Genomic DNA, 23,484 nt, shown 5'->3' with positions numbered 1-23,484 from the left:
CCGAACGTTCCCAGAATTCCGAGGACACGATGTCCACTGCCACACCCACCAGGGCACCCCACCCGGACGTGCCCACCGGGCACGAGTCCGGCGGCGGCAAGGTCGGCGGCGGCCTGTTCGACGCCGGGCAGCTGCTCAGGTCGCTGCCCGACGCCTGCCGCAAGCTCGACCCGCGCGTCATGGTCAAGTCGCCCGTGATGTTCGTGGTCCTGATCGGGTCCGTGCTGACGACGGTGTTCTCCTGTCTGCACCCCTCCGACTGGTTCGGCTGGACGATCAGCGTCTGGCTGTGGCTGACGGTGATCTTCGCCAACCTGGCGGAGGCCGTCGCCGAGGGCCGAGGCAAGGCGCAGGCCGACACGCTGCGCAAGGCGAAGACCGACACCGTGGCGCGGCGTCTGGCGGGGGAGCGCGAGGAGCGGGTCCCCGGCACGGAGCTGCGGATCGGTGACCTGGTCGTCTGCGAGACCGGCGACATCATCCCCGGTGACGGAGACGTCGTCGAGGGTGTGGCTTCCGTCGACGAGTCCGCGATCACCGGTGAATCCGCCCCGGTCATCCGCGAGTCCGGCGGTGACCGGTGCGCGGTCACCGGCGGTACGAAGGTGCTCTCCGACCGCATCGTCGTCAAGGTCACCACGAAGCCTGGTGAGACGTTCATCGACCGCATGATCAACCTGGTCGAGGGCGCCGCCCGGCAGAAGACGCCCAACGAGATCGCGCTCAACATCCTGCTGGCATCACTGACCATCGTCTTCCTGCTGGCGGTCGCCACGCTGCCGCCGTTCGCCGACTACGCGGGCAAGCACCTCAGCATGGTCGTGCTCGTGGCCCTGCTGGTGTGTCTGATACCGACCACCATCGGCGCGCTGCTCTCCGCGATCGGCATCGCGGGCATGGACCGGCTCGTGCAGCGCAACGTCCTGGCCATGTCCGGCAGGGCGGTCGAGGCCGCGGGGGACGTGTCCACGCTGCTGCTCGACAAGACCGGCACCATCACCCTCGGCAACCGGCAGGCCGCCGAATTCGTGCCGGTCCGCGGCACGACGGAGGCCGAGGTCGCCGACGCCGCACAACTCTCCTCGCTGTCCGACGAGACTCCCGAAGGCCGCTCCGTGGTGGTCCTCGCCAAGGAGAAGTACGGGTTGCGCGAGCGGCACCAGGGCGAGCTGGCGGGCGCCGAGTGGATCGAGTTCACCGCCCAGACCCGCATGTCGGGGGTCGACGTGGACGGGCGCAAGATCCGCAAGGGGGCGGCCGGTTCGGTGCTCGCCTGGGTCAAGGAACGCGGGGGCGAGGTCGCCGAGGATGCGCAGGAACTCACCGACGCCATTTCACAAGCTGGTGGCACGCCGCTCCTGGTGGCTCTGGAAGACGCTGACGGGGCCCGGGTCCTCGGCGTCGTTCACCTCAAGGACGTCGTCAAGGACGGCATGCGCGAGCGGTTCGTCGAGCTGCGCCGCATGGGCATCAAGACCGTGATGATCACGGGTGACAACCCGCTGACCGCCAGGGCGATCGCCGAGGAGGCGGGCGTCGACGACTTCCTCGCGGAGGCCACGCCCGAGGACAAGATGGCCCTCATCAAGCGGGAGCAGGCGGGCGGCAAGCTCGTCGCGATGACCGGCGACGGCACCAACGACGCGCCCGCACTCGCGCAGGCGGACGTGGGTGTCGCGATGAACACCGGCACGTCGGCAGCGAAGGAGGCCGGCAACATGGTCGACCTCGACTCGAACCCGACCAAGCTCATCGAGATCGTCGAGATCGGCAAGCAACTCCTCATCACCCGGGGCGCGTTGACCACCTTCTCGATCGCCAACGACGTCGCGAAATACTTCGCGATCATCCCGGCGCTGTTCGCGGCGGTCTACCCCGGCCTGGACAAGCTGAACATCATGCGGCTGTCCAGCCCCGACTCCGCGATCCTCTCCGCGGTCGTCTTCAACGCGATCATCATCATCGCGCTGGTGCCGCTCGCCCTGAAGGGCGTCCAGTACCGGCCGGTGAGCGCCGACAAGCTGCTCCGCCGCAACCTCGGGATCTACGGACTGGGCGGGCTCGTCGCGCCCTTCGTCGGCATCAAGCTCATCGACCTCCTCATCTCCCTCATCCCTGGAATCGGTTAAGGCCATGAACAACTCCGTAGGAAACACGGGCCGGTTGCTGTGGGCGGGACTGCGCGCCCTGATCATCCTGACCGTGGTGTGCGGCGTGCTCTACCCGCTCGCGGTGACCGGTGTCGCCCAAGTGGCCTTCCACGACAAGGCCAACGGATCCGAGATCACGTCCGACGGCAAGGTCGTCGGCTCCTCCCTCATCGGCCAGACGTACGTCACCAAGGACGGCAAGCCGGACTTGAAGTGGTTCCAGCCGCGCTCGTCCAACGGACTCGGCGAGAACAGCATCAACACCCAGTACAAGCTGATCCTGTCCGGCGCCACGAATCTCGCCGGTGACAACAAGGAGCTGGTCAAGCAGGTCGAGACCGCCAAGGCCGCCGTCGTGAAGGACAACTCCACGGAGACGTACCGGGTGAAGGCCTCGGACATCCCGGCCGACGCCGTCACCTCCTCTGGATCGGGGCTCGACCCGGCGATCTCCCCCCAGTACGCGGATCTTCAGGTGCATCGGATCGCGGAGCGGAATCACCTGTCCGTCGCGCGGGTCCAGAAGCTCGTCGACGCGCACAAGGACGGCCGGGACCTCGGGTTCATGGGGGAGCCGCGGGTCAACGTCCTCGAACTCAACGTCGCCCTACGGCAGTTGAACCGCTGAACGGTCCCGGCCGCCTCGCTGTCACAGCTGGCCGGGGACGACGAGGATGACCCAGGTCGCGAGCGGGGCGATCAGGGTCATGCTCAGGCCCCATGCCATCAGCCGTCGGAAGACGGTGTCCCGCATCTCCTCCGGTGCGCCGGCCACGGTCAGCGCACCGCTGGTGGAGAACGGTGAGGAGTCCACCACGGAGGACGAGATGGCCAGGGCGCTGATCATGCCGATCGCCCCGATCTCGCCCCCGGCGAGGAACGGGACGGCCAGCGGGATGAGGGCCCCGAGGATGCCGGTCGTGGAGGCGAACGCGGACACCACGCCGCCGATCACGCAGATGAGCAGCGCCGACACCAACGGCGTACCGAGGTCGCTGACGCTCTCGCCGGCCCACTTGATGGTGCCCATCTTGTCCATCAGGCTGACGTACATCACGATGCCGCAGACCAGCAGGACCGTGGGCCAGGCACAGCGCTCGACGGCTCCCTTCGCGGAGGCGGGGGAGACGAGGCACAGGACGGCCGAGACGACGAAGGCCATCAGGCCCACGTCGAGGTCGAAGGCGAGCGAGCCGACGGCGAGGCTGATCACGCCGAGCACGGTGAGCGCGCGCACTGGGTCGAGGCGGAGGACCTCCTCGGTGTCGGTGTCGGTGTCGGTGTCGGTGGCCGAAGGCCGGGGCTTCGGCGGGGCGGCCGTGGGTGCCGCCAGCTGCCCGCCCGCCGTCGGAGCCGGGGTCGGAGTCGGAGCCGGTACGCGGTCGCCCGTCGGGGCCGGGATCGCTGCCGCGGGGGCGCCGCCGCCTGTGGTGCCCGGCGCCGCGGCCCCTCCGTCACCCGGCACACCGGCCGGGCTCTCCGCGCGCCGCCCCAACAGCTTGCGGCCGCCGAACAGGAAGAAGACGACCACGCTCAGGGCCAGGTTGAAGAGGAACGAGGTCAAGAAGAGCATGCCCTCGCTGCCGGGCAGGTCCTCCCGCTGCACCACGCCGTTGGTGATGGTGCCGAAGATGCTGATCGGCGAGAAGCCGCCCGCGCTGGCGCCGTTGATGACGAGCAGGCCCATCAGGACCGGGTTGATCTTGTGGCGCACGGCGAAGCCCATGCCGATGGGCGCCATGATGCCCACCGCGCCGGGCACGACCGCGCCGGAGGCCGTCAGCGCCCCGGTGATCAGGAACATCACCCACGGGATGAGGGCGATTCTGCCGCGCACGGCGCGGGTCGAGGTCTGGACGAGCCAGTCCACGGTGCCATTGTTCTTGGCGATCGCGAACAGCAGCGTGACGCCGACGAGCACCACGAACAGATCGCCGGGAAAGCCGGCGAAAATCTCGTCGGCCGACTCACCGGCGACGGCCGTGCCGACGATGAACGCGGCGACGATGGCGATGACGCCCATGTGCACCTTGGAGAAGGTTGCAATGAGGAACACGAGCACAAGGCCGATGATGGAGATGACTTGATCTGACACGAGGCTTCCTCGCCTTCGGTCGGTGGTCACCACACATTCAGGACGTTCCGGAATCCGGAATCTGGGTTTCGGGTTGGGGCGAGAGTATGGAAGGCGTCTGATGGCGCGTCAAGACACCTTGCACATCAGGAGATTCGGGCGCTGATGTGTCGCGCCGCCTCCTGCACCAGGCCACCGAAGGTGGCGGCCGCGTCCTCGGTCATCCGGCTCGTCGGCACATTGACGCTGACGCTGGCCACCGGCAGCCCCTCCGTGCCGAGCACGGCGGCGGCGACGGCCGAGACGTCCGCGCGCCACTCGCCCGAGTTCGTCGCGTAGCCGCGCGCCCTGATCTCCCGCACCTCCGCCCGGAGCTGCTCCCGGTCGGTGACGGTGGTGCCGGTGTAGCGCGGGAGCCCCTCGTCGAGGTAGCGCTCGACCGCGTCGTCCGGGTCGGCGGCGAGCACCGCCTTGCCGTTGGCCGAGGCGTGCATCGGCAGATCCTGGCCGAGCGGCAGGATGATGCGCACCGCCTTGCTGGTCTGCAGCCGCTCGACCAGCAGCACTTTCCCGCCTTCGCGGACCGCCAAGTGGACCGTCTCGTCGGTCCGTTGGCGCAGCTCCTCCATCACCGGGAGCGCCGCGTCGCGCAGCCCCAGCTCGTCCGTGGCATGCCGTCCGACGTGCAGCGCCTTGGTGGTCACCACCCAGCGGGTGGGGGTGCCTCCGGCCGGACGGATCCAACCCGTGGTGTGCAGCGTGACGAGCGAGCGCTGCACCGAACTCTTCGGCAGGTCGAGGGCCCTGGCCAGGTCGGCGACACCGACGGGCTGCCGGGCGGCGACTTCCTCCAGTGCCCGCAGGGTGTTGGCCACGTTCTGCATCATCTCGGGTCCTCACGCATCCCTTGATCCCAACCGGTGGGCCGTACGCGGCCGTTGGCTCTGTCCGGCGGCCCGTCGCACGGCCGTTGGCCGTACCCGGCTTCCCGAACGCGGCCGTTGACTCGTCGGCGGCGGGAAGCCTACGCTCCATGTGCCGCTCAACGGTACGGCGTGCCGCCTCACGGCACAACACCCTTGAGGAGTCGACCGCATGACGCTCCGCACCGGCCGCCACTTCCTGCAGATCCCCGGCCCCACCAACGTCCCCGACCGGGTCCTGCGCGCCATGGCGGCGCCCACCATCGACCACCGCGGCCCGGAGTTCGCCGAGCTGACGAAGCGTCTGCTCGCGGCCCTCAAGCCGGTGTTCGGGACATCCGGGCCCGTCGTGGTCTACCCCGCCTCAGGCACCGGCGCCTGGGAGGCCGCGCTGGTGAACACCCTCAGCCCCGGCGACCGGGTGCTGTCCTTCGAGACCGGGCACTTCGCCGTGCTCTGGCGGGAGATGGCCCGCGGCCTGGGCCTCGACGCCGACACCGACGCCGTCCCCGGTGACTGGCGGCACGGCGCGGATCCGGAGGTGCTCGCCGAGCGGCTCGCCGCCGACACCGAACACCGGATCAAGGCGGTCTGCGTCGTCCACAACGAGACATCGACCGGTGTCACCAGTCGTATCCCTGAACTGCGCGCGGCCATCGACGCCGCGGGTCACCCGGCGCTGCTGCTCGTCGACACCATCTCCTCGCTCGGCTCCATCGACTACCGGCACGACGAATGGGGTGTCGATGTCACCGTCGCCGGTTCGCAGAAGGGCCTGATGCTGCCGCCGGGTCTCAGCTTCAACGCCGTGAGCGAGAAGGCACTCGCCGCCTCCCGGACCGCCGGGCTCCCCGCGTCCTTCTGGCGCTGGCAGCCGGTCATCGACGCCAACGCCAAGGGTGCATTCCCGTACACCCCGGCCACCAACCTCCTCTACGGCCTCGACGAGGCGCTGCGCATGCTGGAGGAGGAAGGGCTCACGAACGTGTTCGCCCGGCACACCCGGCATGCCGCCGCCACCCGCGCCGCGGTGCGCGGCTGGGGACTTGAGGTGCTGTGCGCCGACGAACGCGAGCACTCCGGCTCGCTCACCGCGGTCCTGATGCCCGAAGGGCACGACGCCGACAAGCTCCGGAAGATCATCCTGGAGCGCTTCGACATGTCGCTCGGCTCCGGACTCGGAAAGCTCGCCGGCCGTGTCTTCCGCATCGGCCACCTCGGCAACTTCAACGACCTGACCCTCGCGGGCACGCTCGCCGGAGTGCAGATGGGCCTCGAACTCGCCGGTGTCCCCGGTCAGCGTGGTGGCCTCGAAGCGGCGCTGGACGTGCTGCGATGACGGCCCCCAGCGAGATCCGCACCGCCGCCCGCGACCTGAAGGCCGCGCTCCGCCGCGACCTCGACGGCGAGGTCGCCTTCGACGACTACACCCGGCACCTGTTCTCCCGCGACGCCAGCATGTATGCGATCGAACCGCAGGGCGTCGTGTTCCCCCGCCACGCCGACGACGTACGGGCCGCGGTCGCGGCGGCGGCCGAGCACGGTGTGCCCCTGGTGCCCCGAGGCGCGGGCACCAGCCTGGCCGGGCAGACCGTGGGACCCGGCCTCGTCCTCGACCTCTCCCGGCACATGCACCGCATCCTCGAACTCGACGCCGACGCGCGCACCGCACTCGTCGAACCGGGTGTCGTCCAGGACCAGTTGAACCAGGCCGCCGCACCGCACGGCCTGATGTTCGGCCCCGACACCTCCACCAGCAACCGCGCCACCATCGGCGGCATGACCGGCAACAACTCCGCGGGCAGCGGTTCGATCCGGTACGGCATGACCATCGACCACGTACGGGAGCTGGACGTCGTCCTCTCGGACGGCAGCACGGCCCGCCTCGGCCCCGTCGACGAGGCGGAGCGCGCCCGCCGCGCCGGTCTCGACACCCTGGAGGGGCGGCTCCACCGCGAGCTTCCCAGGATCGTGGCCGCGCACGCCGCCTCGATCGCCACGGACTTCCCCGCCTACTGGCGCCGCTCCGGCGGCTACCGCCTGGACCGGCTCGCGGATGCCGACGCCCCCTTCGACCTCGCGAAGTTCGTCGTCGGCTCGGAGGGCACCCTCGTCGTCGCCACCCGCGCCCTGGTCGACCTCGTCCCCAAACCCGCCCGCACGGTCATCGCCGTCGGTCACTTCACCTCCGTCGCCGGAGCCATCGAGGCCACCGAGGACGCCCTCGGGCTCGACCCGTCCGCCGTCGAGATGATGGACCGCACGATCCTCGACCTCTCCCGGCAGAAGATCGAGTACGCCTCGCTCGGCAGCATTCTCGAAGGCGACCCGGAGGCCCTGCTCTTCGTCAGCTTCACCGGCGACGACGAGGCCGAACTCACCGGCCGCCTACAGAAGTTGAGCGGCCTGTGGAAGCGGCACGGCCACGGCTACCACACCCTCCAGGCCGTCACCCCCGCTCAGCAGTCCGGACTGCTCAAGGTCCGCAAGTCCAGCCTCGGGCTGCTGATGGCCGCGAGCGAGGGTACCCGGCGCCCGCTGGCCTTCATCGAGGACACCGCGGTCGACCCGCGACACCTCGCCGCGTACACCCGCCGCTTCAAGCAGGTCCTGGACCGGCACGGCCTCAACGCCGGCTTCTACGGCCACTGTTCGGTCGGCTGCCTGCACATCAGGCCCTTCGTCGACGTCGCCGACCCCGCCCAGGTCACGACGATGCGGGCGGTCGCCGAGGAGATCAAGGAGCTGGTCCGCGAGTACGACGGCGTCAACTCCAGCGAGCACGGCGACGGCCTGGCGCGCAGCGAGTTCAACCGCGAACTCTACGGCGACGACCTCTACGAGGCGATGCGCGAGGTCAAGGGCCTCTTCGACCCGGAGAACCGGCTGAACCCCGGGAAGATCGTCGACGCCCCGGCGATGACCGAACACCTCCGCGACGCGGCCCTGCCGCCCGCGCCGCCCCTGCGTACCCACCTCGATTTCGAGGTCGTCGGGGGCGGTGACATGCGGGGCGCCGCAGACCGGTGCATGAACATCGGCCTGTGCCGCAAGAGCGACGCGGGCGCCATGTGCCCCTCGTACATGGTCACCAAGCACGAGCACGACTCCACGCGCGGCCGCGCCAACGCGCTCGTCAAGGCGCTCTCCGAGCCCGACCCCAAGGCGGCACTCGGCGACGAGGGGCTGCACGAGGTCCTCGACCTGTGCCTGATGTGCAAGGCGTGCAAGAGCGAGTGCCCGCTCGGCGTCGACATGGCGACCCTCAAGGCCGAGACCCTGGCCCACCGCCACGAGCAGCACGGCACACCGCTGAGGTCTCGGGTGTTCGGTGCCATCCGCCGCCTCAACCGGCTGGGTTCGGCGACCGCGCCGATCTCCAACCTCCCGCTCCCCAGGCGGCTGTTGGAGCGCGGACTCGGCATCGCGCGCGCCCGACCGCTGCCCGTGTTCGCCCGCCGCAACCTCGTGACCTGGTTCCGCCGCAGGCCGGGGACGGTGGCGGGCAGCCAGGGCACCGTCACCCTCCTCGCCGACTCCTTCACCACCTACACCGACCCGGACGTCGGCCGCGCCGCCGTCGAACTCCTCGAACGAGCGGGCTGGCATGTGCGGTTGGAGAGCGGCGGCTGCTGCGGCCGCGCCGCCTTCTCCAAGGGACTGCTCGACCGGGCGAAGGCCCAGGCCGGCGATCTCGTGCACCGCCTCGCGGACTCGGGGGACGGACCCATCGTCGGCTGCGAACCCTCCTGCCTGCTGACACTGCGCGACGAACACCGCGCCCTGCTGCCCGGCGACCCGGCCGTCGCCGATGTGTCGGGACGCGTGAGGCAACTGGAGGAGCTGCTCACCGAGGCCATCGACGACGGCAGACTTCTGCTGCGGGACGACACTGGGTCAGCGGGCCGCCGCATCCTCTTCCACGGCCATTGCCACCAGAAGACCGAGGTCGGCACCGCCGCCACCGTCGCACTGCTCCAGCGCATCCCCGGCGCCGAGGTCGTCGAACTCGACGCCGGATGCTGCGGGATGGCCGGCTCCTTCGGCTTCGAGGCCGAGCACTACGACACCTCCATGGCCGTCGGCGAGGACCGGCTCTTCCCCGCGGTGCGGGCCGAACCGGCCGACACCGTGCTCGCCGCCACCGGTGTCTCCTGCCGCCAGCAGATCCACCACGGCACGGAGCGCACGGCGGCGCACCCGCTCCAGCTGATCCGGGAGGTGCTGCGATGACCGTCACCGCAGGTGCCCTGGACGGCGTCCGCGTCCTCGACCTCACCCAGGTCATGGCGGGCCCGTACTGCACGATGCTGCTCGCCGACCTCGGCGCCGACGTCATCAAGGTGGAGTCGCCGGACGGCGGCGACCAGACCCGCACCTCCATGGGCACGCCACGCCCCGGCAGCGACACCCCCGCCTTCCACGCCCTCAACCGCAACAAGCGCAGTGTCACCCTCAATCTGCGCACCGACGCCGACCGTGCCGAGTTCCTCCGGCTCGCCGCCGACGCCGACGTCGTCGTGGAGAACTTCCGGCCCGGTGTCACCGACCGCCTCGGTGTCGGCTACGAAGCCGTCCGCGCGGTGCGGCCTGACATCATCTACGCGTCGATCTCCGGCTTCGGCCAGTACGGCCCGTACGCCGACCGGCCCGGCTACGACCTCATAGCCCAGGGCATGGCGGGCGCCGTCAGTGTCACCGGGGACCCGGACGGGCCGCCGGTCAAGTGCGGTTTGCCGGTGGGCGACCTCGGCGCGGGCATGCTCTGCGCGCTGAGCATAGCCGCCGCCCACGTGCACCGGCTCCGCACGGGGGAGGGCCAATACCTCGAAACCTCGCTCTACGAAGCCGTGTTGGCGATGTCGGTGTGGGAGTCGGTCGAGTACTTCGCGGGTGGCGAGCCGCCGCAGCGCCTCGGCTCCGCGCACCGCATGTCCGCGCCCTACCAGGTCGTCCGCACCAAGGACGGCCACGCCACCATCGCCGCCAACAACCAGCGGCTGTGGCTGCGACTGTGCGAGGCCCTCGACCTCCAACACCTCGCGGACGACGCGCGGTTCGCCGGCAACACCGACCGGATGGGCCACCGCGCCGAACTGGTCGCCCTCCTCGAAGGCCGGCTCGCGGCGACCAGCACCGAGGACTGCGTGGCCCGGCTCCTCGAAGCGGGCGTCCCCGCGGGCCCGATCCTCGACTACGGCCAGATCCTCGACCACGACCCGCACGCGCGGGCCCGCGGCATGGTCGAGGAGTACGACCACCCGGTCGACGGCCGCAGCCGCGTCGTCGGCTTCCCGGTGAAACTTGCCCGCACCCCGGCGAGGCTGCGCCGCCACCCACCGGTGCTCGGCGAACACAACGAGGAGCTCATCAGAAAGGAGGGCGAGGTGACGCAGGACGACGACGCGGACGGCGGCGCGGTCACCTGGACCCGTCATGCGGTCCCCGGAACCGACACCCATGCCGCACACCTCACCCTGGTCAACCCGGACCGGCGCAACGCCTTGACCCTGCGCATGTACGACCAACTGGAACGCGCCTGCCAGGAGATCGACGCCGACCCCGACATCCGGTTGACCGTCCTGCGCGGCGCGGGCGGGCGCGCCTTCGCGGCCGGCACCGACATCCGCGAGTTCCGCGACTTCACGAGCGGCGAGGACGGTGTCGCCTACGAGCGTCGTGTCGGTCTCGCCGTCGACCGGCTCGCGGGGCTGCGGATGCCCGTCGTCGCCGCGGTCGAAGGCCCGGCCGTCGCTGCCGGCAGCGCGCTCGCGAGCTGCTGTGACGTGGTGCTGTGCACCCCGGACGCGGTCTTCGGCGCCCCCATCGGCCGCACCCTCGGCAACTGCCTTTCCCCCGCCATGATGTCCCGCCTCTACGCGGGACTCGGCCGCGCCCGCGTCCTGCGAGCCCTCCTCGCCGGACGGCTGATCACGGCGACGGAGGCGCACGCGGCCGGTTTCGTGGCGGACGTCGTCGACCCGGCCGACCTGGACACACGCCTCGCGGAGCTCACGGGGGACATCGCCCGCTGTGCCCCGCTCACCCTGGCCGCCCTGAAGGAGGCGGACCGCCGTGTCCTGGCCGCCTCGACCCCCGGCCACGCCGAGGACCTGTACGCCCGTGTCTACGGCAGCTGCGACTTCGGGGAGGGTGTGGCGGCGTTCCTGGGGAAGCGGAAGCCGGTGTGGGAGGGGCGGTAGACCCGCCGGGCCCGGGCCCGTCACGAGCGCGTCAGCATCGCCGCCGTCGCCGTCAGTGTCCCGGCAGGACGCGCCGGGGGCGGGGGAGTCGGGCATGGCGTCCTGGGTGAGCCACCCTTCCCGGACTCCCCAGGAGACACCCCATGGCACAACCCGTGAGCGACGAAGACCCGGAACGCTCCGAACGGTTCACGGTCCGGCCCCTCCACGTTCCGGTCCGGCCGAGCCCGTTCGGGTACGCGGCCCGGCTGTTCCGCACCCCGCTCGGCGACCGCACGGCCGTCGGCTTCACCTCCGCGCGTGCGCTGACCGCCACCCTCGGCGCGGGCCAGCCGTGGATCAGGCTGGCCGAACCCGCCCTGCGCGACATGACCGCGCCGCTCGGCGCCGCCACCGTCACGGTGGACCCGCAACTCTCCGCTCCCGCCCCGGTTTCGCGGCCACCACACCCCGCACGGAATCGGCGGGCGAGCGACACACCACGGGGCGTCGCGATCGCCGCCCTCGGCATGGCGCTGTCGTACTGGATCGGCTGAGGGGGGCGGCGACACGATGACCACCGTTCACGAACCAGCCGCCGCCCCGACGACACCCGACGACCTGTCGGTGTGGCCGCGCTCCACCACCGAACCGCACCCCGGCGACGCGCACGTCGGTGGTGTGTCGCTCGCGGAACTCGCGGACCGTCACGGCACACCGGTGTACGTCCTCGACGAGGGCGAGGCCCGCCGACGCTGCCGCACCTACCGGGACGCCTTCCCCGGAGCCCAGATCCACTACGCGGCCAAGGCGTTCCTGTGCCGGGCGATGGCGCACTAGGGCTTGTCGTTTGGATCAGGCCGGGCTCGCGGGGCCTGGCACGCACGCTCGCGGCGTTGTCGTCGGTCGACGACGCTCCGCGTCGCCTCCCTCCTCCGCCTTGCGATCGCACGCACCAGGCCCCGCTCCCTGATCCGGCCTGATCCAAACGACAAGCCCTAGGTGTCGGACGAGGGCCTCGGGCTCGACGTGTGCTCCGCCGGCGAGCTCGAACTCGCCGTCGCCGCGGGCTTCCCCGCCGACCGGATCGTCCTGCACGGCAACGCCAAGACGCCGCACGACCTCGAACGGGCCCTCGGGTACGGGGTGGGCCGCATCGTCATCGACAGCCCGTCCGAGATCGCCCGGATCGCCGCGGCGGTCGGCCCCGACGGCCACCAGAGCGTGATGGTCCGCGTGGTCCCCGGCATCAGCGCGGGCGGCCAGGACAAGATCCGCACCGGCACCGACGACCGGAAGTTCGGCCTGTCCATCAGCGACGGCTCCGCCCAGCACGCCATCGCCCGCATCCTCGACCAGCCGCAGCTCGAACTCACGGGACTGCACTGCCACTTGGGCTCCCAGATCAGCGGCGTCAAGTCGTACCTCGCGGCGGTCCGGCGCATGGTGGGTCTGATGGCCCGGCTGAAAGAACAGCACGGCCTCGTGCTCCGCGAGCTGGACCTCGGCGGCGGACACGGCATCGCCTACCGCCCCGGCGAGCCCGCCATTGACCTGCCCCGCCTCGCCCGCAAGGTCCGCGCGGAGCTGACCGAGGCGTGCGCGGCGGCCGGGCTCACCGTGCCGCGCCTGCTCGTCGAACCGGGCCGGGCCGTCGTGGGCCCCGCCGGAGTCGCCCTGTACCGCGTCGTGTCCGTCAAGCGCACCGGCGGCCGCACCTTCGTCGCCGTCGACGGCGGGATGAGCGACAACCCGCGGCCCGCGCTGTACGGAGTGCGCTACGCGCCCCGGCCGGTCGGCCGGCGGGGCAGTACGGACACGGCCTCGGTCACGGTCGTCGGCCGGCACTGCGAGGCCGGGGACGTGCTGGCCCCCGATGCCCGGCTCCCCGCCGACGTGCGGGCGGGCGACCTGATCGCGGTGCCGGTGGCCGGGGCGTACCAGCTGTCGATGGCCTCCGGCTACAACGCGGTCGGCCGCCCGCCGGTGGTCGCCGTCCGCGACGGCCGCGCCCGACTCCTCGTACGCCGCGAGTCCTGGGAGGACATCCGCAGCCGCGACGTCGGGCTGTAGGCGTCGCCCCTCGCGCCTCCTCGGTGCGGACGTTCGCGGCCTTCCGCATCACGCCACCGCGAACGTGTCTGGGGTCTGGCGCCCGGATCGGGCCGGGCTCAGTCCTCCCAGTGCTTGCGCGCGGCGGCCGCGGGCCCCGTCACCAGCGTGTTCGGTGGCACGTCCTTGGTGACCACGGCGCCGGCGCCGACCACGGCCCCGTGGCCGATCGTGACACCGGGCAGCACCGTCACCGCCGCGCCGAGCCATGCGCCGGCCCCGATGGTGACGGGCGCCCGCGTGAAGAACTCGGGGCGTTCGGACGCGCGGATCGGATGGTTGGCGGAGATCAGGTTGGTCTTCGGCCCGATCAGCACGCCGTCGTCGATGCGGATGCCGCCCTGGTCGAGGAAGGTGCACCCCTGGTTCACGAAGACGTGCTCACCGAACTCGGTACGGAGTCCGTAGTCCGTGTAGAACGGCGGGTAGACGGTGACGGATTCGGGCACCGGTCCGCCGATGATCTCGGAGAGCAGCGCCGAGCGTGCCGCCTTGTCGTCGAAGGGCAGGACATTCAGCCGTGAGGTCAGATGGGTGACGTGCTCGATGCGCTCGGCCACGCGCGCGAACTCGGGTGTGTGGACGTAGAGACGATCCTGATCGGGCATGGTCGTCATCCAAGCCGCCGCCGGATGCCGGGATCAAACAACGAACACGGCGCAGGAGTACAACCATCCGTTGTGCGGCGCCGGTGACGCGTGCGCGTCGTGCCGCGCAATCGGGGCACAAAGGTGTGAATCTGGCGATATGACTTCGACGCCGAACGCCGCGCAGCCGTCCATCACCGAACAACAGGCGGAACTCCGCGCTCGCCTCCCGTTCGATGACACGCAGGACTTCGAGGATGCCCCCCGGGGGCTCGTCGCGCGACGTGTACCCAGCGCGGTCACCGCCGAGGATGGGCGCGTCGTCTGGGACAACGACACGTACGCCTTCCTCAAGGGCGAGGCTCCCGACACCGTCAACCCGAGTCTGTGGCGGCAGTCCCAACTCGTCGCGGAACAGGGCCTGTTCGAGGTGGTCGAGGGTATCTACCAGGTGCGCGGACTCGACCTGTCGAACGTCACGTTCATCGAGGGCACCACGGGCGTGATCGTCATCGACCCGCTGATCTCGACCGAGACCGCCGCGGCGGCCCTCGCGCTGTACCGCGAGCACCGCGGCGAGCGCCCGGTCACGGGCGTCCTCTACACCCACTCGCACGTCGACCACTTCGGCGGCGTCAAGGGTGTCACCACGCAGGAGGACGTCGACGCCGGGCGCGTACCCGTGATCGCACCGGAGGGCTTCACCGAGCACGCGGTCGCCGAGAACGTGTACGCGGGCACCGCCATGGGCCGCCGCGCCGCGTACATGTACGGGGCGGCGCTCGCCCGCGGCCCGCAGGGGCAGGTCGGCGCAGGACTCGGCCAGACCGCCTCGACCGGCACCGTGACCCTCGTCCCGCCGACCCTGATCATCACCACGACGGGTCAGGAGGAGACCGTCGACGGTGTGCGCATGGTCTTCCAGATGGCGCCCAACACCGAGGCCCCGGCCGAACTCCTCATCCACTTCCCCGACTTCAGGGCGCTGTGCACGGCGGAGGACGCCACCCACACCCTGCACAACCTGCTGACGCTGCGCGGCGCCGTGGTCCGCGACCCGCACGTCTGGTCGCACGCGATCACCGAGACCATCGACCTGTTCGGCGACGAGACGGACGTCGTGTTCGCCTCCCACCACTGGCCGACCTGGGGTCAGGAGCGCGCCATCGCGTTCCTGGAGACCCAGCGCGATCTGTACGGCTACCTCCACGACCAGTCCCTGCGCCTGATCAACAAGGGGTGGACCGGAAGCGAGATCGCCGAACACCTGCAACTGCCCCCGGCCCTCGAGAGCTCCTGGAACACGCACGGCTACTACGGCTCCGTCAGCCACAACCTCAAGGCCATCTACCAGCGCTACATGGGCTGGTTCGACGGCAACCCGGCCCATCTGTGGCAGCACCCGCCCGTCGAGGCGGGCAAGCGCTACGTCGAGTTCATGGGCGGCGCCGACGCCGTCGTCACCAAGGCGCGCGGCTCCTTCGACGCCGGCGACTACCGCTGGGCGGCCGAGGTGCTCAGCCACGTCGTCTTCGCCGAGCCCGGCCACTCCGCGGCCCGTGCCCTGCTCGCCGACACGCTCGAACAGCTCGGCTACGGCGCGGAGAACGGCACCTGGCGCAACTTCTTCCTCTCCGGCGCCACCGAACTGCGCGACGGCCAGTTCGGCACCCCCACGGTCACCGCGGCGCCGGACATCATCGCGAACCTCTCTCCGGCGATGCTGTTCGACGCCCTCGCCATCCAGATCGACGGCCCCAAGGCATGGGACGAGAAACTGAGCGTGGACGTCCAGCTCACCGACGTCGACGAGCGCTACCGTGTCCGCCTCACCAACGGCGTGCTCACCTACAGCTCCGCCTCCCAGAAGACCGCGGCGGACGTCACCCTCACCGGCACCGTCCCGGCCCTGGCGCACCTCGCCGTGACCGGTCTGACGCCGGAGGGCCTGGAACAGGCGGGCATCGAGGTCGAGGGGGACGCGTCGGCGCTCGGCCGGCTCACCTCGGTGCTCGACCCCGGCGACCTGGACTTCGCGATCGTCACACCCTGAGGATCACCGGGTTCACCTCGCTCGCCTGGCCCACCTGGTTCACCGGGTAAAGAATGTAACTCGGTTACGTTATGATGGATGCCATGAGGAACGACGAGCCGCGACAGGTGGACGCGGAGCACGACAGGACGAACCCGGTGCTGGTGACGGGAGCCACCGGTCGCATCGGCCGGGCGGTGGTCGACGAACTGCTGGCCGCGGGCGTGCCTGTGCGGGCGCTCACCCGCGATCCGGGGACCGCGCGGCTCCCGGACGGCGTCGAGGTGGTGGCGGGCGACTTCACCGACCCCGCCTCCCTCGACCCCGCGCTGCGGGGCGTGCGCTCGGTGTTCCTGCTGTGGACCGCGCCGCCCGCGACGGCCGAGGCCGTCGTCGAGCGGATCGCGGCCCGCACGCGACGGATCGTCTTCCTCTCCTCTCCGCACCGCACACCGCACCCGTTCTTCCAGCAGCCCAACCCGATGGCCGACCTGCACGCCGGGATCGAGCGTCTGATCGCGGCCTCCGGGCTCGACTCCACGATCCTCAGGCCCGGCATGTTCGCCTCGAACGTCCGCCTGTGGTGGGAGCCCGCCATCAACGCCGGGCAGACGGTCCGGTGGCCCTACGCCGCCCTGGAGACCGCCCCGATCGACGAGCGCGACCTCGCCGCCGTGGCCGCCCGCACCCTGTACGAGGACGGACACACCGGCGGCGACTACGTCCTCACTGGCCCCGAGGCGCTCAGTCACGCGGAGCAGGTGCGCGTGATCGGCGATGTCATCGGCCGCCCGGTCCCGTTCGAGGAGCTCACCCCGGACGAGTTCCGGCGCGCGACCGAAGGTGTCTGGCCGCGGCCGGTCGTCGACATGCTGCTCGACGCGTGGGGCGCGAGCGCGGGGCACCCGGCGTACGTGACATCGACGGTCGCCGATGTCCTCGGGGTGCCCGCGCGGACGTTCCGCGAGTGGGCCAACGATCAGTGGAAGACGCCGCTGTAGGCATTGAGCGCGGGCTGCCCGCCCAGGTGGGCGTACAGGACGTTGGAATCCTTGGGGATGTCGCCGTCCCGGACGAGGTCGATGAGCCCGGCCATCGACTTGCCCTCGTACACCGGGTCGAGGAGCACGCCCTCCAGCTCGCCGGTGAGCCGGATCGCGTCCACTGTGGACTCGACCGGGATGCCGTAGCGGTCACCGGCCCAGCCCTCCAGGACGGTGATCTCGTCCTCGCGCAACTCCCGGCCGACGCCGATGAGTTCGGCGGTGGCGCGGGCGATCTTCGCCACCTGGGCGCGGGTCTCGTCGACCTTCGCCGAGGCGTCGATGCCGATCACCCGGCGCGGCCGGTCCTGGCCCGCGAACCCGGCGATCATGCCCGCGTGCGTGCTGCCGGTGACGCTGCACACCACGACCGTGTCGAAGAAGACGCCCAACTCGCGCTCCTGTTGCTCCACTTCGTACGACCAGTTCGCGAAGCCGAGGCCGCCGAGCCGGTGGTCGGAGGCGCCGGCGGGGATCGCGTACGGGGTGCCGCCAGAAGCACGTACGTCCTCCAGGGCCTGCTGCCAGCTGTCCTTGAAGCCGATGCCGAATCCGGCCTCGACCAGGCGTACGTCGGCGCCCATGATCCGGGACAGCAGGATGTTGCCGACCTTGTCGTTGACCGCGTCCGGCCAGTCCACCCAGCTCTCCTGCACCAGGACGGCCTTCATGCCCAACCTGGCCGCGACGGCGGCCACTTGTCGGGTGTGGTTGGACTGCACACCGCCGATGCTGACGAGGGTGTCCGCGCCCTGGGTGAGCGCGTCGGGGATCAGGTACTCCAGCTTGCGGGTCTTGTTGCCGCCGAAGGCGAGACCGGAGTTGCAGTCCTCCCGCTTGGCCCAGATCCGCGAGCCGCCGAGACGCTTGCTGAGCCGGTCCAGCGGGTGTACTGGGCTGGGGCCGAACAGGAGGGGGTGACGCTCGAAGTCGTTCAGGGACCTGCCATTCAGGGACCTGTCGTTCAGGGACATGGGGACTCCTTGCGTGGGCGGGCCCGTCGGGCGCGGGTCATCGGGGGCGCAGGGCGCGGCGGCGCAGCACGAACAGGCTGGTCAGGCTCGTCACGGCGGCGAACGCCACCCAGTAGGCGGGGGCCGCGGACTGTCCGGTGGTGTCGAGCAGCCAGGCCGCGATCATCGGGGTGAAGCCGCCGAAGACGGTGACACCGATGTTGTAGCCCACCGCCATCCCCGTCGCGCGGGTCCCGGCCGGGAAGATGCCCGCCATGAGTGCGCCCATGGGACCGTAATAGCAGCCCTTGAAGAGCGCCATCACCATGACGACCCCGATCAGCAGGGCCAGCGAGGGCGCGGCCACGAGGAGCGCGAACATCGGGTAGATCAGCAGCAGCACCGCGCCAGCCGCCGGAATCATGATGGCGATCTGGCCCACCCGGTCGGAGAAGTGGCCCGCCACGCTCGTCACCGCGAGCAGCACCAGGCCACCGGCGAGCGCCGTGACGAAACCCGTGGAGTCCGGGAGGCCCAGGGTCTTCGTCGCGTACGTCGGGATGTACGTGATCAGGTAGTTGAGGCAGGTCGTCACGGCGAGCAGCCCGATGGTGAGCAGCACGCCGGTCTTGTGCTCGCGCAGCATGGTGCGGACCGGCGCGCGGGTGGCTTCGGGCTCCCGGGGCGTGGCGGGCGGCTCGGGCACGTTGCGGCGGATGTAGAGGCCCACGGGCGCCACGAGCAGGCCGATCAGGAACGGGATCCTGAAGCCCCAGGAGGTGAGCTGGTCCTCGCTGAGCGTCGAGGTGAGCACCGTGCCGAGGAGGGCGGCGAGCAGGGTGCTGGCGGCCTGGCTGGTGAACTGCCAACTGGCGGCGAAACCACGCCGGTTCGGCATGAACTCGACCATCAGGGCCGTCGCGCTGCCGAACTCGCCGCCCGCCGCGAAGCCCTGGACGAGCCGGGCGAGCAGGATGCCGACCGGCGCGACCACACCGATGGCCGCGTACGACGGCATCACGCAGATCAGCAGCGTGCCCAGCGCCATCAGCCCGATCGACCAGGACAGCGCGGCCTTCCGGCCGGCCCGGTCGGCGTACGAACCCAGGACGAGGGCGCCCACCGGGCGGATCAGGAAGGAGACACCGAAGGTGCCCAGAGTGAGGAGCAGGGCGAGTGCCGGGTCGTCGTTGGTGAAGAAGACCTTCGACAGGTACGTCGCGAAGTAGCTGTAGACCGCGATGTCGTACCACTCCAGGGCGTTGCCGACGCACGCAGCGGTGATGATCTTCCCCGGGCTCGGGGTGGTGGTCGTCCCTGCTGTGGCTCTCGCTGGTGGCGCGCTCATGGGGTGTTCCCGTCGGTGGCAGGAGTGGCCGGGGGCCAGGTGCCGTGGTCGGAGAGGTCGGCGAGGTCCCAGAAGAGCCCGGCCATCACCTGGAGCGACTCGCGCACGAGTGGGGCGGGCAGATGCTCGTCGGGGGCGTGCTGGGAGCAGCCGGGGTACGAGTGCGGCACCCACACCGTGGGCAGGCCGAGGTCGCGGGAGAAGGCGGAGTTGGGCAGCGAGCCCGCCAGGTTGGGCAGGAGCGAGGGTGTCGTCCCGGTCGTGCGCTCCAGCGAGCCGAGCGTCCAGGCCACCCAGGGGTTGGCGGGGTCGAGCCGGGTCGCCTCCATGCCGTAGTCGGCGGTGACCTCGACCATGTCGAAGCCGTGCTCGTCGAGATGCTTGCGCACCGACCGCGCCACGTCGGACGACTCCAGGCCGACGACGAAGCGGAGCTGGCAGTGGGCGCGGGCGGAGCCGGGGATGGCGTTGGTGGGGTTGTCCGGCTGGCCCGTGGTCATGGCGAGGACCTCGATGGTGTTCCACGCGAAGAGCCGCTCGTTCGGGGTGAGTCCGGGCTCGCCCCAGCCGGGGTCGGGCGTGGGTCCGTCGGTGCCCGCGGGGATGTCGGCGAGGGCGCGGCGCACCTCGTCGGGGATCTCGGCGGGGCGCAGGCCCTCGACGCGGATGCTGCCGCGGTCGTCGACGAGGCAGGCGATCGCGTTGGCCAGGACGGTGCCGGGGTTGCGCAGCAGCCCGCCCCAGTTGCCCGAGTGGTGGGAGCCCTCGCGCAGGTCGAGGCGGAGCGTGAAGTTCACGGCGCCGCGGGAGCCGAGGAACACGGTGGGCCGGTCCGTCGCGACGCGGGGCCCGTCGGAGCCGATGAGCAGGTCCGCGGCCAGTAGGTGGTCGCGCTGCTGCGCGCAGAACTCGGCGAGGCCGGGGGAGCCGAACTCCTCGCCGGTCTCCAGCAGCACCACCACGTTGTAGCCGAGTTGCCCGCCGCGCTGCGCGACGACGTGCTCCAGGGCGACGAGATTGACCAGGTGCTGGCCCTTGTTGTCGGCGACGCCGCGCCCGTACCAGCGGTCGCCCTCGACGATGAGCCGCCAGGGGTCGAGGCCGGTGCGCCACCGGTCGGGGTGGCCCGGCTGCACGTCCGCGTGGCCGTAGGTGAGGAGAGTGGGCAGGCCCTCGGCCTCGGTGCGGCGGGCGACCAGGAAGGGGTGGCGGGCGGAGACGGGGTTCTCCGCGATCTCGACGTCGAACCCCATGCGGTGCAGGCGCGGCGCGATCTCCTCGCTCAAGTAGCGGTGGAGCGCGGGCTCCTGGGCCGGGTCGTGGCTCTCGGTCGGGACCGCGACGAGGCGGGTGAGTTCTTCCCGGAACGTCCCGGAGTCGAAGTGGTGGGCGGCGCTGTCGATCGCGTCCTGTCTGCTCATGGGCCACGACGGTGGCACCGCACAGGAGAGGCCAACAAGGGGCGGTGGAGCGTCCGGCGGTGACAATATGGGAACGCGTGCGTTGCCGTAGCGGCAACGCACGGTCCATGGCGAAGGCGCAGGGAGAGGGCACGTCCAATGCCGCTGGTCGACCCGGCCCTCAGGTACTTCATCGCCGTCTTCGAGACGGGGTCGGTGAACGCGGCGGCGCGCCGGCTCTTCGTCGCGGGATCCGCGGTGAGCCGCCAACTCGCCCGGCTGGAACGCGAGGTGGGTGCCCCGCTCTTCGACCGGCAGCCGAGCGGAGTGACCGCGACGCCGGCCGGGCGCGCGTTCGCGGGGTTCGCGCGGCGGGCGATCCAGGACGCCGAGGCGTTCACCGAAGAGGTGCACCAGAGCCGGACGACGCGGGCGGTCATCACGGTCGCCGCGACGATCGGCGTCACCCACCACCTGCTGCCCGACGTCGCGGCGGGCTTCCACGCGGAGCATCCCGAGGCCCGCGTCATCCTGCACGTGGCGCGGCCGACGGAGGCCACGCAGATGGTGGCGGAGGGCATCGCCGACCTCGGCGTCACCTTCAACATCGCGCTGCCGGCGGGTGTCTCGATCCGGCACACGCAGGAGGCCCCGCTCTGCGCGATCGTCCGCAGGGGCCACCCGCTCGCCGACAAGGCGGCGGTCTCGGTGCGCGACCTCGTCCGGCACCCGGTGGCCCTGCCCTCGACCGACACCACGAGCCGCCTGCTCCTGGAGGCCTCGGCGGCGGCGCACCAGCTCACGGTGGAGGGCGTCTTCGAGTGCACCACGGTGGACGCGCTCCTGCGTTTCGTGCGCGCCAGCAGCGCGGTCACCCTCGCCAGCCGCGTCACCCTGGGCCCGTCCGACCGCCGCGCCCTGACCGCGATCCCTCTGGCGGAGAAGGAGTTCCGCCAACGCACCCTTCAGGTCCAATGCCGAGCGGGCCGCGAACTCCCGCCCGCGGCGGCGGACTTCATGGACCGGGTGATCGACGCGCTCGGGCATCGGGCGGTGTGACTGGTGCCGGCCGCTGGTGACCAGTAGGTTCACCGCGACAACGTGCGAGGGGTACGGAATTCTGGTGGCTGAGGGCGGGGGAGCGGGGATGCGTGTGCCGAGGACCTGGCAGAGGGGCGGTGGCCTTCTGCTGGCGGCGGTGCTCATGGTGAGCGGGTGCGATGTCGGCAAGGGGGCGGGCGGCGCGCCGGGCGGCCCGCGGCCGGAGCCGCTGCGGGCGGAGGCCAAGGCATCGCACCCGCCGGCCGGAGTGCCCGCCGAGTTCACCGGCGGGCAGCGGCTTCGGTGGGCGCGGTGCGCGGCGCCGTCCGGGGCGCGCAGGGGCGGGTATGAGTGCGCCACCATGAAGGCGCCGCTGGACTACCGGCGGCCGGGGCGCGGCACCATCGACGTTGCGCTCATAAGGAAGCGGGCCACCGGACCGGAGCGCGAGCGCATCGGGTCCCTGCTGTTCAACTTCGGTGGGCCGGGCGTGTCCGGTGTCGCGGGCCTGCCCAAGTACGCCAACCAGTACGAGCCCCTCGGCGAGCGCTACGACCTGGTCTCCTTCGATCCCCGCGGGGTGGGCCGGACCATCCCCGTCACCTGCGTGGCGAGGCGGTTCGAGAAGGGTGACGCCTGCCCGAAGGATTCCGGCAAGGTTCTGCCGTACATCGGTACCTCGCAGACCGCACGCGACATGGACCTCATCCGGTATCTGCTCGGCGACGAGAAGTTGCACTACTTCGGTGTGTCCTACGGAACCGAACTGGGCGGTGTGTACGCCCACTTGTTCCCGAAGAACGTCGGGCGTCTCGTGCTCGAAGCCCCCGTCGACCCGACCCGGGACCTGGTGGAGGGCGACATCGCGCAGGTCAAGGCCGTGCAGCGAGCCTTCGACCGCTTCGCCCGGCACTGCGTCAGCGCCTACGACGACTGCCCGCTCGGCCGCGCCCCCGGGCAGCGTGTCCTCGCGCTCCTGCACAAGCTGGACAAGACCCCCGCTGGCACGCGAGACAAGGACAAGCTCGACGGGACCGACGCCGCCTACGCCATCTCCGACTACCTGGACCGCGGCAAGGAGGGCTGGCGGCCCCTGGCCACGGCGCTCGACGACGCCCTGACACGGGGCGACACCCGCGACCTGATGGACGAGGCGGACGACCACAAGCCCCGGGCCAAGGCCCGCTCCGCCCCCTCCGACGGCGACGGCACCTCCGCCCTCGTCGCCGTCACCTGTACCGACTCCGACCTGCGCCCCGGATACGACCGGGCCGACGACATGGCCAGGAGGATCAAGGCGGCCTCACCCGTCTTCGGCGAGGCGTGGTCGAACGGCCCGTACCTCTGTTACGAGTGGCCCTTCGACGGCGAGCGCGCCGACCCCGACGTCAGCGCGCAGGGCGCCCGCCCGATCCTGGTCGTCGCGGGCACCGGCGACCCGACGACCCCGTACGAGGGCGGCAGACACATGGCTGACGAGCTGGGGGAGGGCGTCGGCGTACTGCTGTCGGTGCGGGCCGAGGGCCACGGCACGTATCCGCAGAACGCGTGCGCGACCCGAGCCGTCGATACCTATCTTCTCGACGGCACGGTGCCGAAGGACGGCAGGACGTGCGGATAGCACGACGCCGCGGGCGGG

At 71.2% G+C, this 23,484-nt stretch carries 17 protein-coding genes and 1 pseudogene; 12 read left to right on the top strand and 6 right to left on the bottom strand.

Annotation, left to right across the window (positions count from 1 at the left end; translation table 11 throughout):
* Positions 1 to 29: 29 nt before the first annotated feature.
* Both kdpB and ACIA8D_RS06665 read left to right on the top strand, forming a co-directional pair.
* Positions 30 to 2,129: a potassium-transporting ATPase subunit KdpB gene (gene kdpB / locus ACIA8D_RS06670; protein ID WP_399229672.1), complete on the top strand. Its 2,100-nt coding sequence runs from the start codon at positions 30 to 32 to the stop codon at positions 2,127 to 2,129.
* A gap of 4 nt (positions 2,130 to 2,133) precedes the next feature.
* Positions 2,134 to 2,778: a potassium-transporting ATPase subunit C gene (locus tag ACIA8D_RS06665; RefSeq protein ID WP_399229338.1), complete on the top strand. Its 645-nt coding sequence runs from the start codon at positions 2,134 to 2,136 to the stop codon at positions 2,776 to 2,778.
* Between the two features lie 21 nt (positions 2,779 to 2,799).
* Here the strand turns inward: ACIA8D_RS06665 and ACIA8D_RS06660 are convergent, their stop codons facing one another.
* Together ACIA8D_RS06660 and ACIA8D_RS06655 are read right to left on the bottom strand one after the other, a co-directional pair.
* The gene (locus ACIA8D_RS06660; protein ID WP_399229336.1) at positions 2,800 to 4,245 is read right to left on the bottom strand and encodes an SLC13 family permease; all 1,446 of its coding nucleotides are present in this window, start codon (positions 4,243 to 4,245) and stop codon (positions 2,800 to 2,802) included.
* Positions 4,246 to 4,370: 125 nt separating this feature from the next.
* The gene (locus ACIA8D_RS06655) at positions 4,371 to 5,111 is read right to left on the bottom strand and encodes an IclR family transcriptional regulator (RefSeq protein ID WP_399229334.1); all 741 of its coding nucleotides are present in this window, start codon (positions 5,109 to 5,111) and stop codon (positions 4,371 to 4,373) included.
* Positions 5,112 to 5,319: 208 nt separating this feature from the next.
* Here ACIA8D_RS06655 and ACIA8D_RS06650 point away from each other — a divergent pair, with 208 nt between their 5' ends.
* From ACIA8D_RS06650 to lysA, 6 genes and pseudogenes are all read left to right on the top strand, one after another.
* The gene (locus ACIA8D_RS06650) at positions 5,320 to 6,486 is read left to right on the top strand and encodes a pyridoxal-phosphate-dependent aminotransferase family protein (protein WP_399229333.1); all 1,167 of its coding nucleotides are present in this window, start codon (positions 5,320 to 5,322) and stop codon (positions 6,484 to 6,486) included.
* Positions 6,483 to 9,380: an FAD-binding and (Fe-S)-binding domain-containing protein gene (locus tag ACIA8D_RS06645; protein ID WP_399229331.1), complete on the top strand. Its 2,898-nt coding sequence runs from the start codon at positions 6,483 to 6,485 to the stop codon at positions 9,378 to 9,380. The genes ACIA8D_RS06650 and ACIA8D_RS06645 overlap by 4 nt, the downstream gene beginning before the upstream one ends.
* Entirely contained in the window at positions 9,377 to 11,350 is a 1,974-nt protein-coding gene (locus ACIA8D_RS06640) for an enoyl-CoA hydratase (protein WP_399229329.1), read from the top strand. Before ACIA8D_RS06645 ends, ACIA8D_RS06640 begins: the two co-directional genes overlap by 4 nt.
* A 143-nt stretch (positions 11,351 to 11,493) precedes the next feature.
* A complete protein-coding gene (locus ACIA8D_RS06635) occupies positions 11,494 to 11,886 on the top strand; it encodes an SAV_915 family protein (RefSeq protein ID WP_399229327.1) in 393 nt (130 codons plus the stop codon).
* A 16-nt stretch (positions 11,887 to 11,902) separates the two neighbouring features.
* Positions 11,903 to 12,166 (top strand): annotated as a pseudogene (locus ACIA8D_RS06630) (diaminopimelate decarboxylase); the annotation flags it as partial.
* A 165-nt stretch (positions 12,167 to 12,331) separates the two neighbouring features.
* Positions 12,332 to 13,402: a diaminopimelate decarboxylase gene (gene lysA / locus ACIA8D_RS06625; protein WP_399229326.1), complete on the top strand. Its 1,071-nt coding sequence runs from the start codon at positions 12,332 to 12,334 to the stop codon at positions 13,400 to 13,402.
* Between the two features lie 98 nt (positions 13,403 to 13,500).
* Here the strand turns inward: lysA and ACIA8D_RS06620 are convergent, their stop codons facing one another.
* Positions 13,501 to 14,049 (bottom strand): DapH/DapD/GlmU-related protein, encoded by a 549-nt coding sequence (locus ACIA8D_RS06620; protein ID WP_399229324.1) that lies wholly within the window; start codon positions 14,047 to 14,049, stop codon positions 13,501 to 13,503.
* Between the two features lie 139 nt (positions 14,050 to 14,188).
* Between ACIA8D_RS06620 and ACIA8D_RS06615 the strand changes: the two genes are divergently transcribed.
* Together ACIA8D_RS06615 and ACIA8D_RS06610 are read left to right on the top strand one after the other, a co-directional pair.
* Positions 14,189 to 16,081, top strand: a complete 1,893-nt coding sequence (locus tag ACIA8D_RS06615) for an alkyl/aryl-sulfatase (protein WP_399229322.1) — start codon at positions 14,189 to 14,191, stop codon at positions 16,079 to 16,081.
* An 83-nt stretch (positions 16,082 to 16,164) separates the two neighbouring features.
* Positions 16,165 to 17,061, top strand: a complete 897-nt coding sequence (locus tag ACIA8D_RS06610; RefSeq protein ID WP_399229319.1) for an NmrA family NAD(P)-binding protein — start codon at positions 16,165 to 16,167, stop codon at positions 17,059 to 17,061.
* Here the strand turns inward: ACIA8D_RS06610 and ACIA8D_RS06605 are convergent.
* Genes ACIA8D_RS06605 through ACIA8D_RS06595 form a run of 3 tightly spaced genes read right to left on the bottom strand, consistent with a single transcriptional unit; the run spans position 17,040 to position 20,825 of the window.
* Positions 17,040 to 18,077 (bottom strand): 1-aminocyclopropane-1-carboxylate deaminase, encoded by a 1,038-nt coding sequence (locus ACIA8D_RS06605; RefSeq protein WP_399229317.1) that lies wholly within the window; start codon positions 18,075 to 18,077, stop codon positions 17,040 to 17,042. The genes ACIA8D_RS06610 and ACIA8D_RS06605 overlap by 22 nt on opposite strands.
* Before the next feature lie 37 nt (positions 18,078 to 18,114).
* A complete protein-coding gene (locus ACIA8D_RS06600; RefSeq protein ID WP_399229315.1) occupies positions 18,115 to 19,404 on the bottom strand; it encodes an MFS transporter in 1,290 nt (429 codons plus the stop codon).
* Positions 19,401 to 20,825 carry a M20 family metallopeptidase gene (locus ACIA8D_RS06595; protein ID WP_399229313.1) on the bottom strand — a complete coding sequence of 475 codons (1,425 nt, stop codon included), beginning with the start codon at positions 20,823 to 20,825 and terminating at the stop codon, positions 19,401 to 19,403. Before ACIA8D_RS06595 ends, ACIA8D_RS06600 begins: the two co-directional genes overlap by 4 nt.
* Positions 20,826 to 20,963: 138 nt before the next feature.
* On the opposite strand from ACIA8D_RS06595, the gene ACIA8D_RS06590 reads away from it, so the two are divergent.
* Positions 20,964 to 21,863 carry a LysR family transcriptional regulator gene (locus ACIA8D_RS06590; RefSeq protein WP_399229311.1) on the top strand — a complete coding sequence of 300 codons (900 nt, stop codon included), beginning with the start codon at positions 20,964 to 20,966 and terminating at the stop codon, positions 21,861 to 21,863.
* Between the two features lie 88 nt (positions 21,864 to 21,951).
* Positions 21,952 to 23,466 carry an alpha/beta hydrolase gene (locus tag ACIA8D_RS06585; protein ID WP_399229309.1) on the top strand — a complete coding sequence of 505 codons (1,515 nt, stop codon included), beginning with the start codon at positions 21,952 to 21,954 and terminating at the stop codon, positions 23,464 to 23,466.
* Positions 23,467 to 23,484 lie beyond the last annotated feature (18 nt).

Origin of the sequence: Streptomyces sp. NPDC051684, assembly GCF_044453445.1 — a bacterium.
GTDB lineage: Bacteria > Actinomycetota > Actinomycetes > Streptomycetales > Streptomycetaceae > Streptomyces.
This window is presented reverse-complemented; position numbering and strand designations above follow the sequence as displayed.

What these genes read in the sequence shown, in the direction of transcription:
- kdpB (WP_399229672.1), top strand. Translation starts at nt 30, where the DNA reads ATGTCCACTGCCACACCCACCAGGGCACCCCACCCGGACGTGCCCACC.
- ACIA8D_RS06665 (WP_399229338.1), top strand. Translation starts at nt 2,134, where the DNA reads ATGAACAACTCCGTAGGAAACACGGGCCGGTTGCTGTGGGCGGGACTG.
- ACIA8D_RS06655 (WP_399229334.1), bottom strand. Translation starts at nt 5,111, where the DNA reads ATGATGCAGAACGTGGCCAACACCCTGCGGGCACTGGAGGAAGTCGCC.
- ACIA8D_RS06650 (WP_399229333.1), top strand. Translation starts at nt 5,320, where the DNA reads ATGACGCTCCGCACCGGCCGCCACTTCCTGCAGATCCCCGGCCCCACC.
- ACIA8D_RS06645 (WP_399229331.1), top strand. Translation starts at nt 6,483, where the DNA reads ATGACGGCCCCCAGCGAGATCCGCACCGCCGCCCGCGACCTGAAGGCC.
- ACIA8D_RS06640 (WP_399229329.1), top strand. Translation starts at nt 9,377, where the DNA reads ATGACCGTCACCGCAGGTGCCCTGGACGGCGTCCGCGTCCTCGACCTC.
- ACIA8D_RS06635 (WP_399229327.1), top strand. Translation starts at nt 11,494, where the DNA reads ATGGCACAACCCGTGAGCGACGAAGACCCGGAACGCTCCGAACGGTTC.
- ACIA8D_RS06620 (WP_399229324.1), bottom strand. Translation starts at nt 14,049, where the DNA reads ATGCCCGATCAGGATCGTCTCTACGTCCACACACCCGAGTTCGCGCGC.
- ACIA8D_RS06615 (WP_399229322.1), top strand. Translation starts at nt 14,189, where the DNA reads ATGACTTCGACGCCGAACGCCGCGCAGCCGTCCATCACCGAACAACAG.
- ACIA8D_RS06610 (WP_399229319.1), top strand. Translation starts at nt 16,165, where the DNA reads ATGAGGAACGACGAGCCGCGACAGGTGGACGCGGAGCACGACAGGACG.
- ACIA8D_RS06605 (WP_399229317.1), bottom strand. Translation starts at nt 18,077, where the DNA reads ATGTCCCTGAACGACAGGTCCCTGAATGGCAGGTCCCTGAACGACTTC.
- ACIA8D_RS06600 (WP_399229315.1), bottom strand. Translation starts at nt 19,404, where the DNA reads ATGAGCGCGCCACCAGCGAGAGCCACAGCAGGGACGACCACCACCCCG.
- ACIA8D_RS06595 (WP_399229313.1), bottom strand. Translation starts at nt 20,825, where the DNA reads ATGAGCAGACAGGACGCGATCGACAGCGCCGCCCACCACTTCGACTCC.
- ACIA8D_RS06590 (WP_399229311.1), top strand. Translation starts at nt 20,964, where the DNA reads ATGCCGCTGGTCGACCCGGCCCTCAGGTACTTCATCGCCGTCTTCGAG.
- ACIA8D_RS06585 (WP_399229309.1), top strand. Translation starts at nt 21,952, where the DNA reads ATGCGTGTGCCGAGGACCTGGCAGAGGGGCGGTGGCCTTCTGCTGGCG.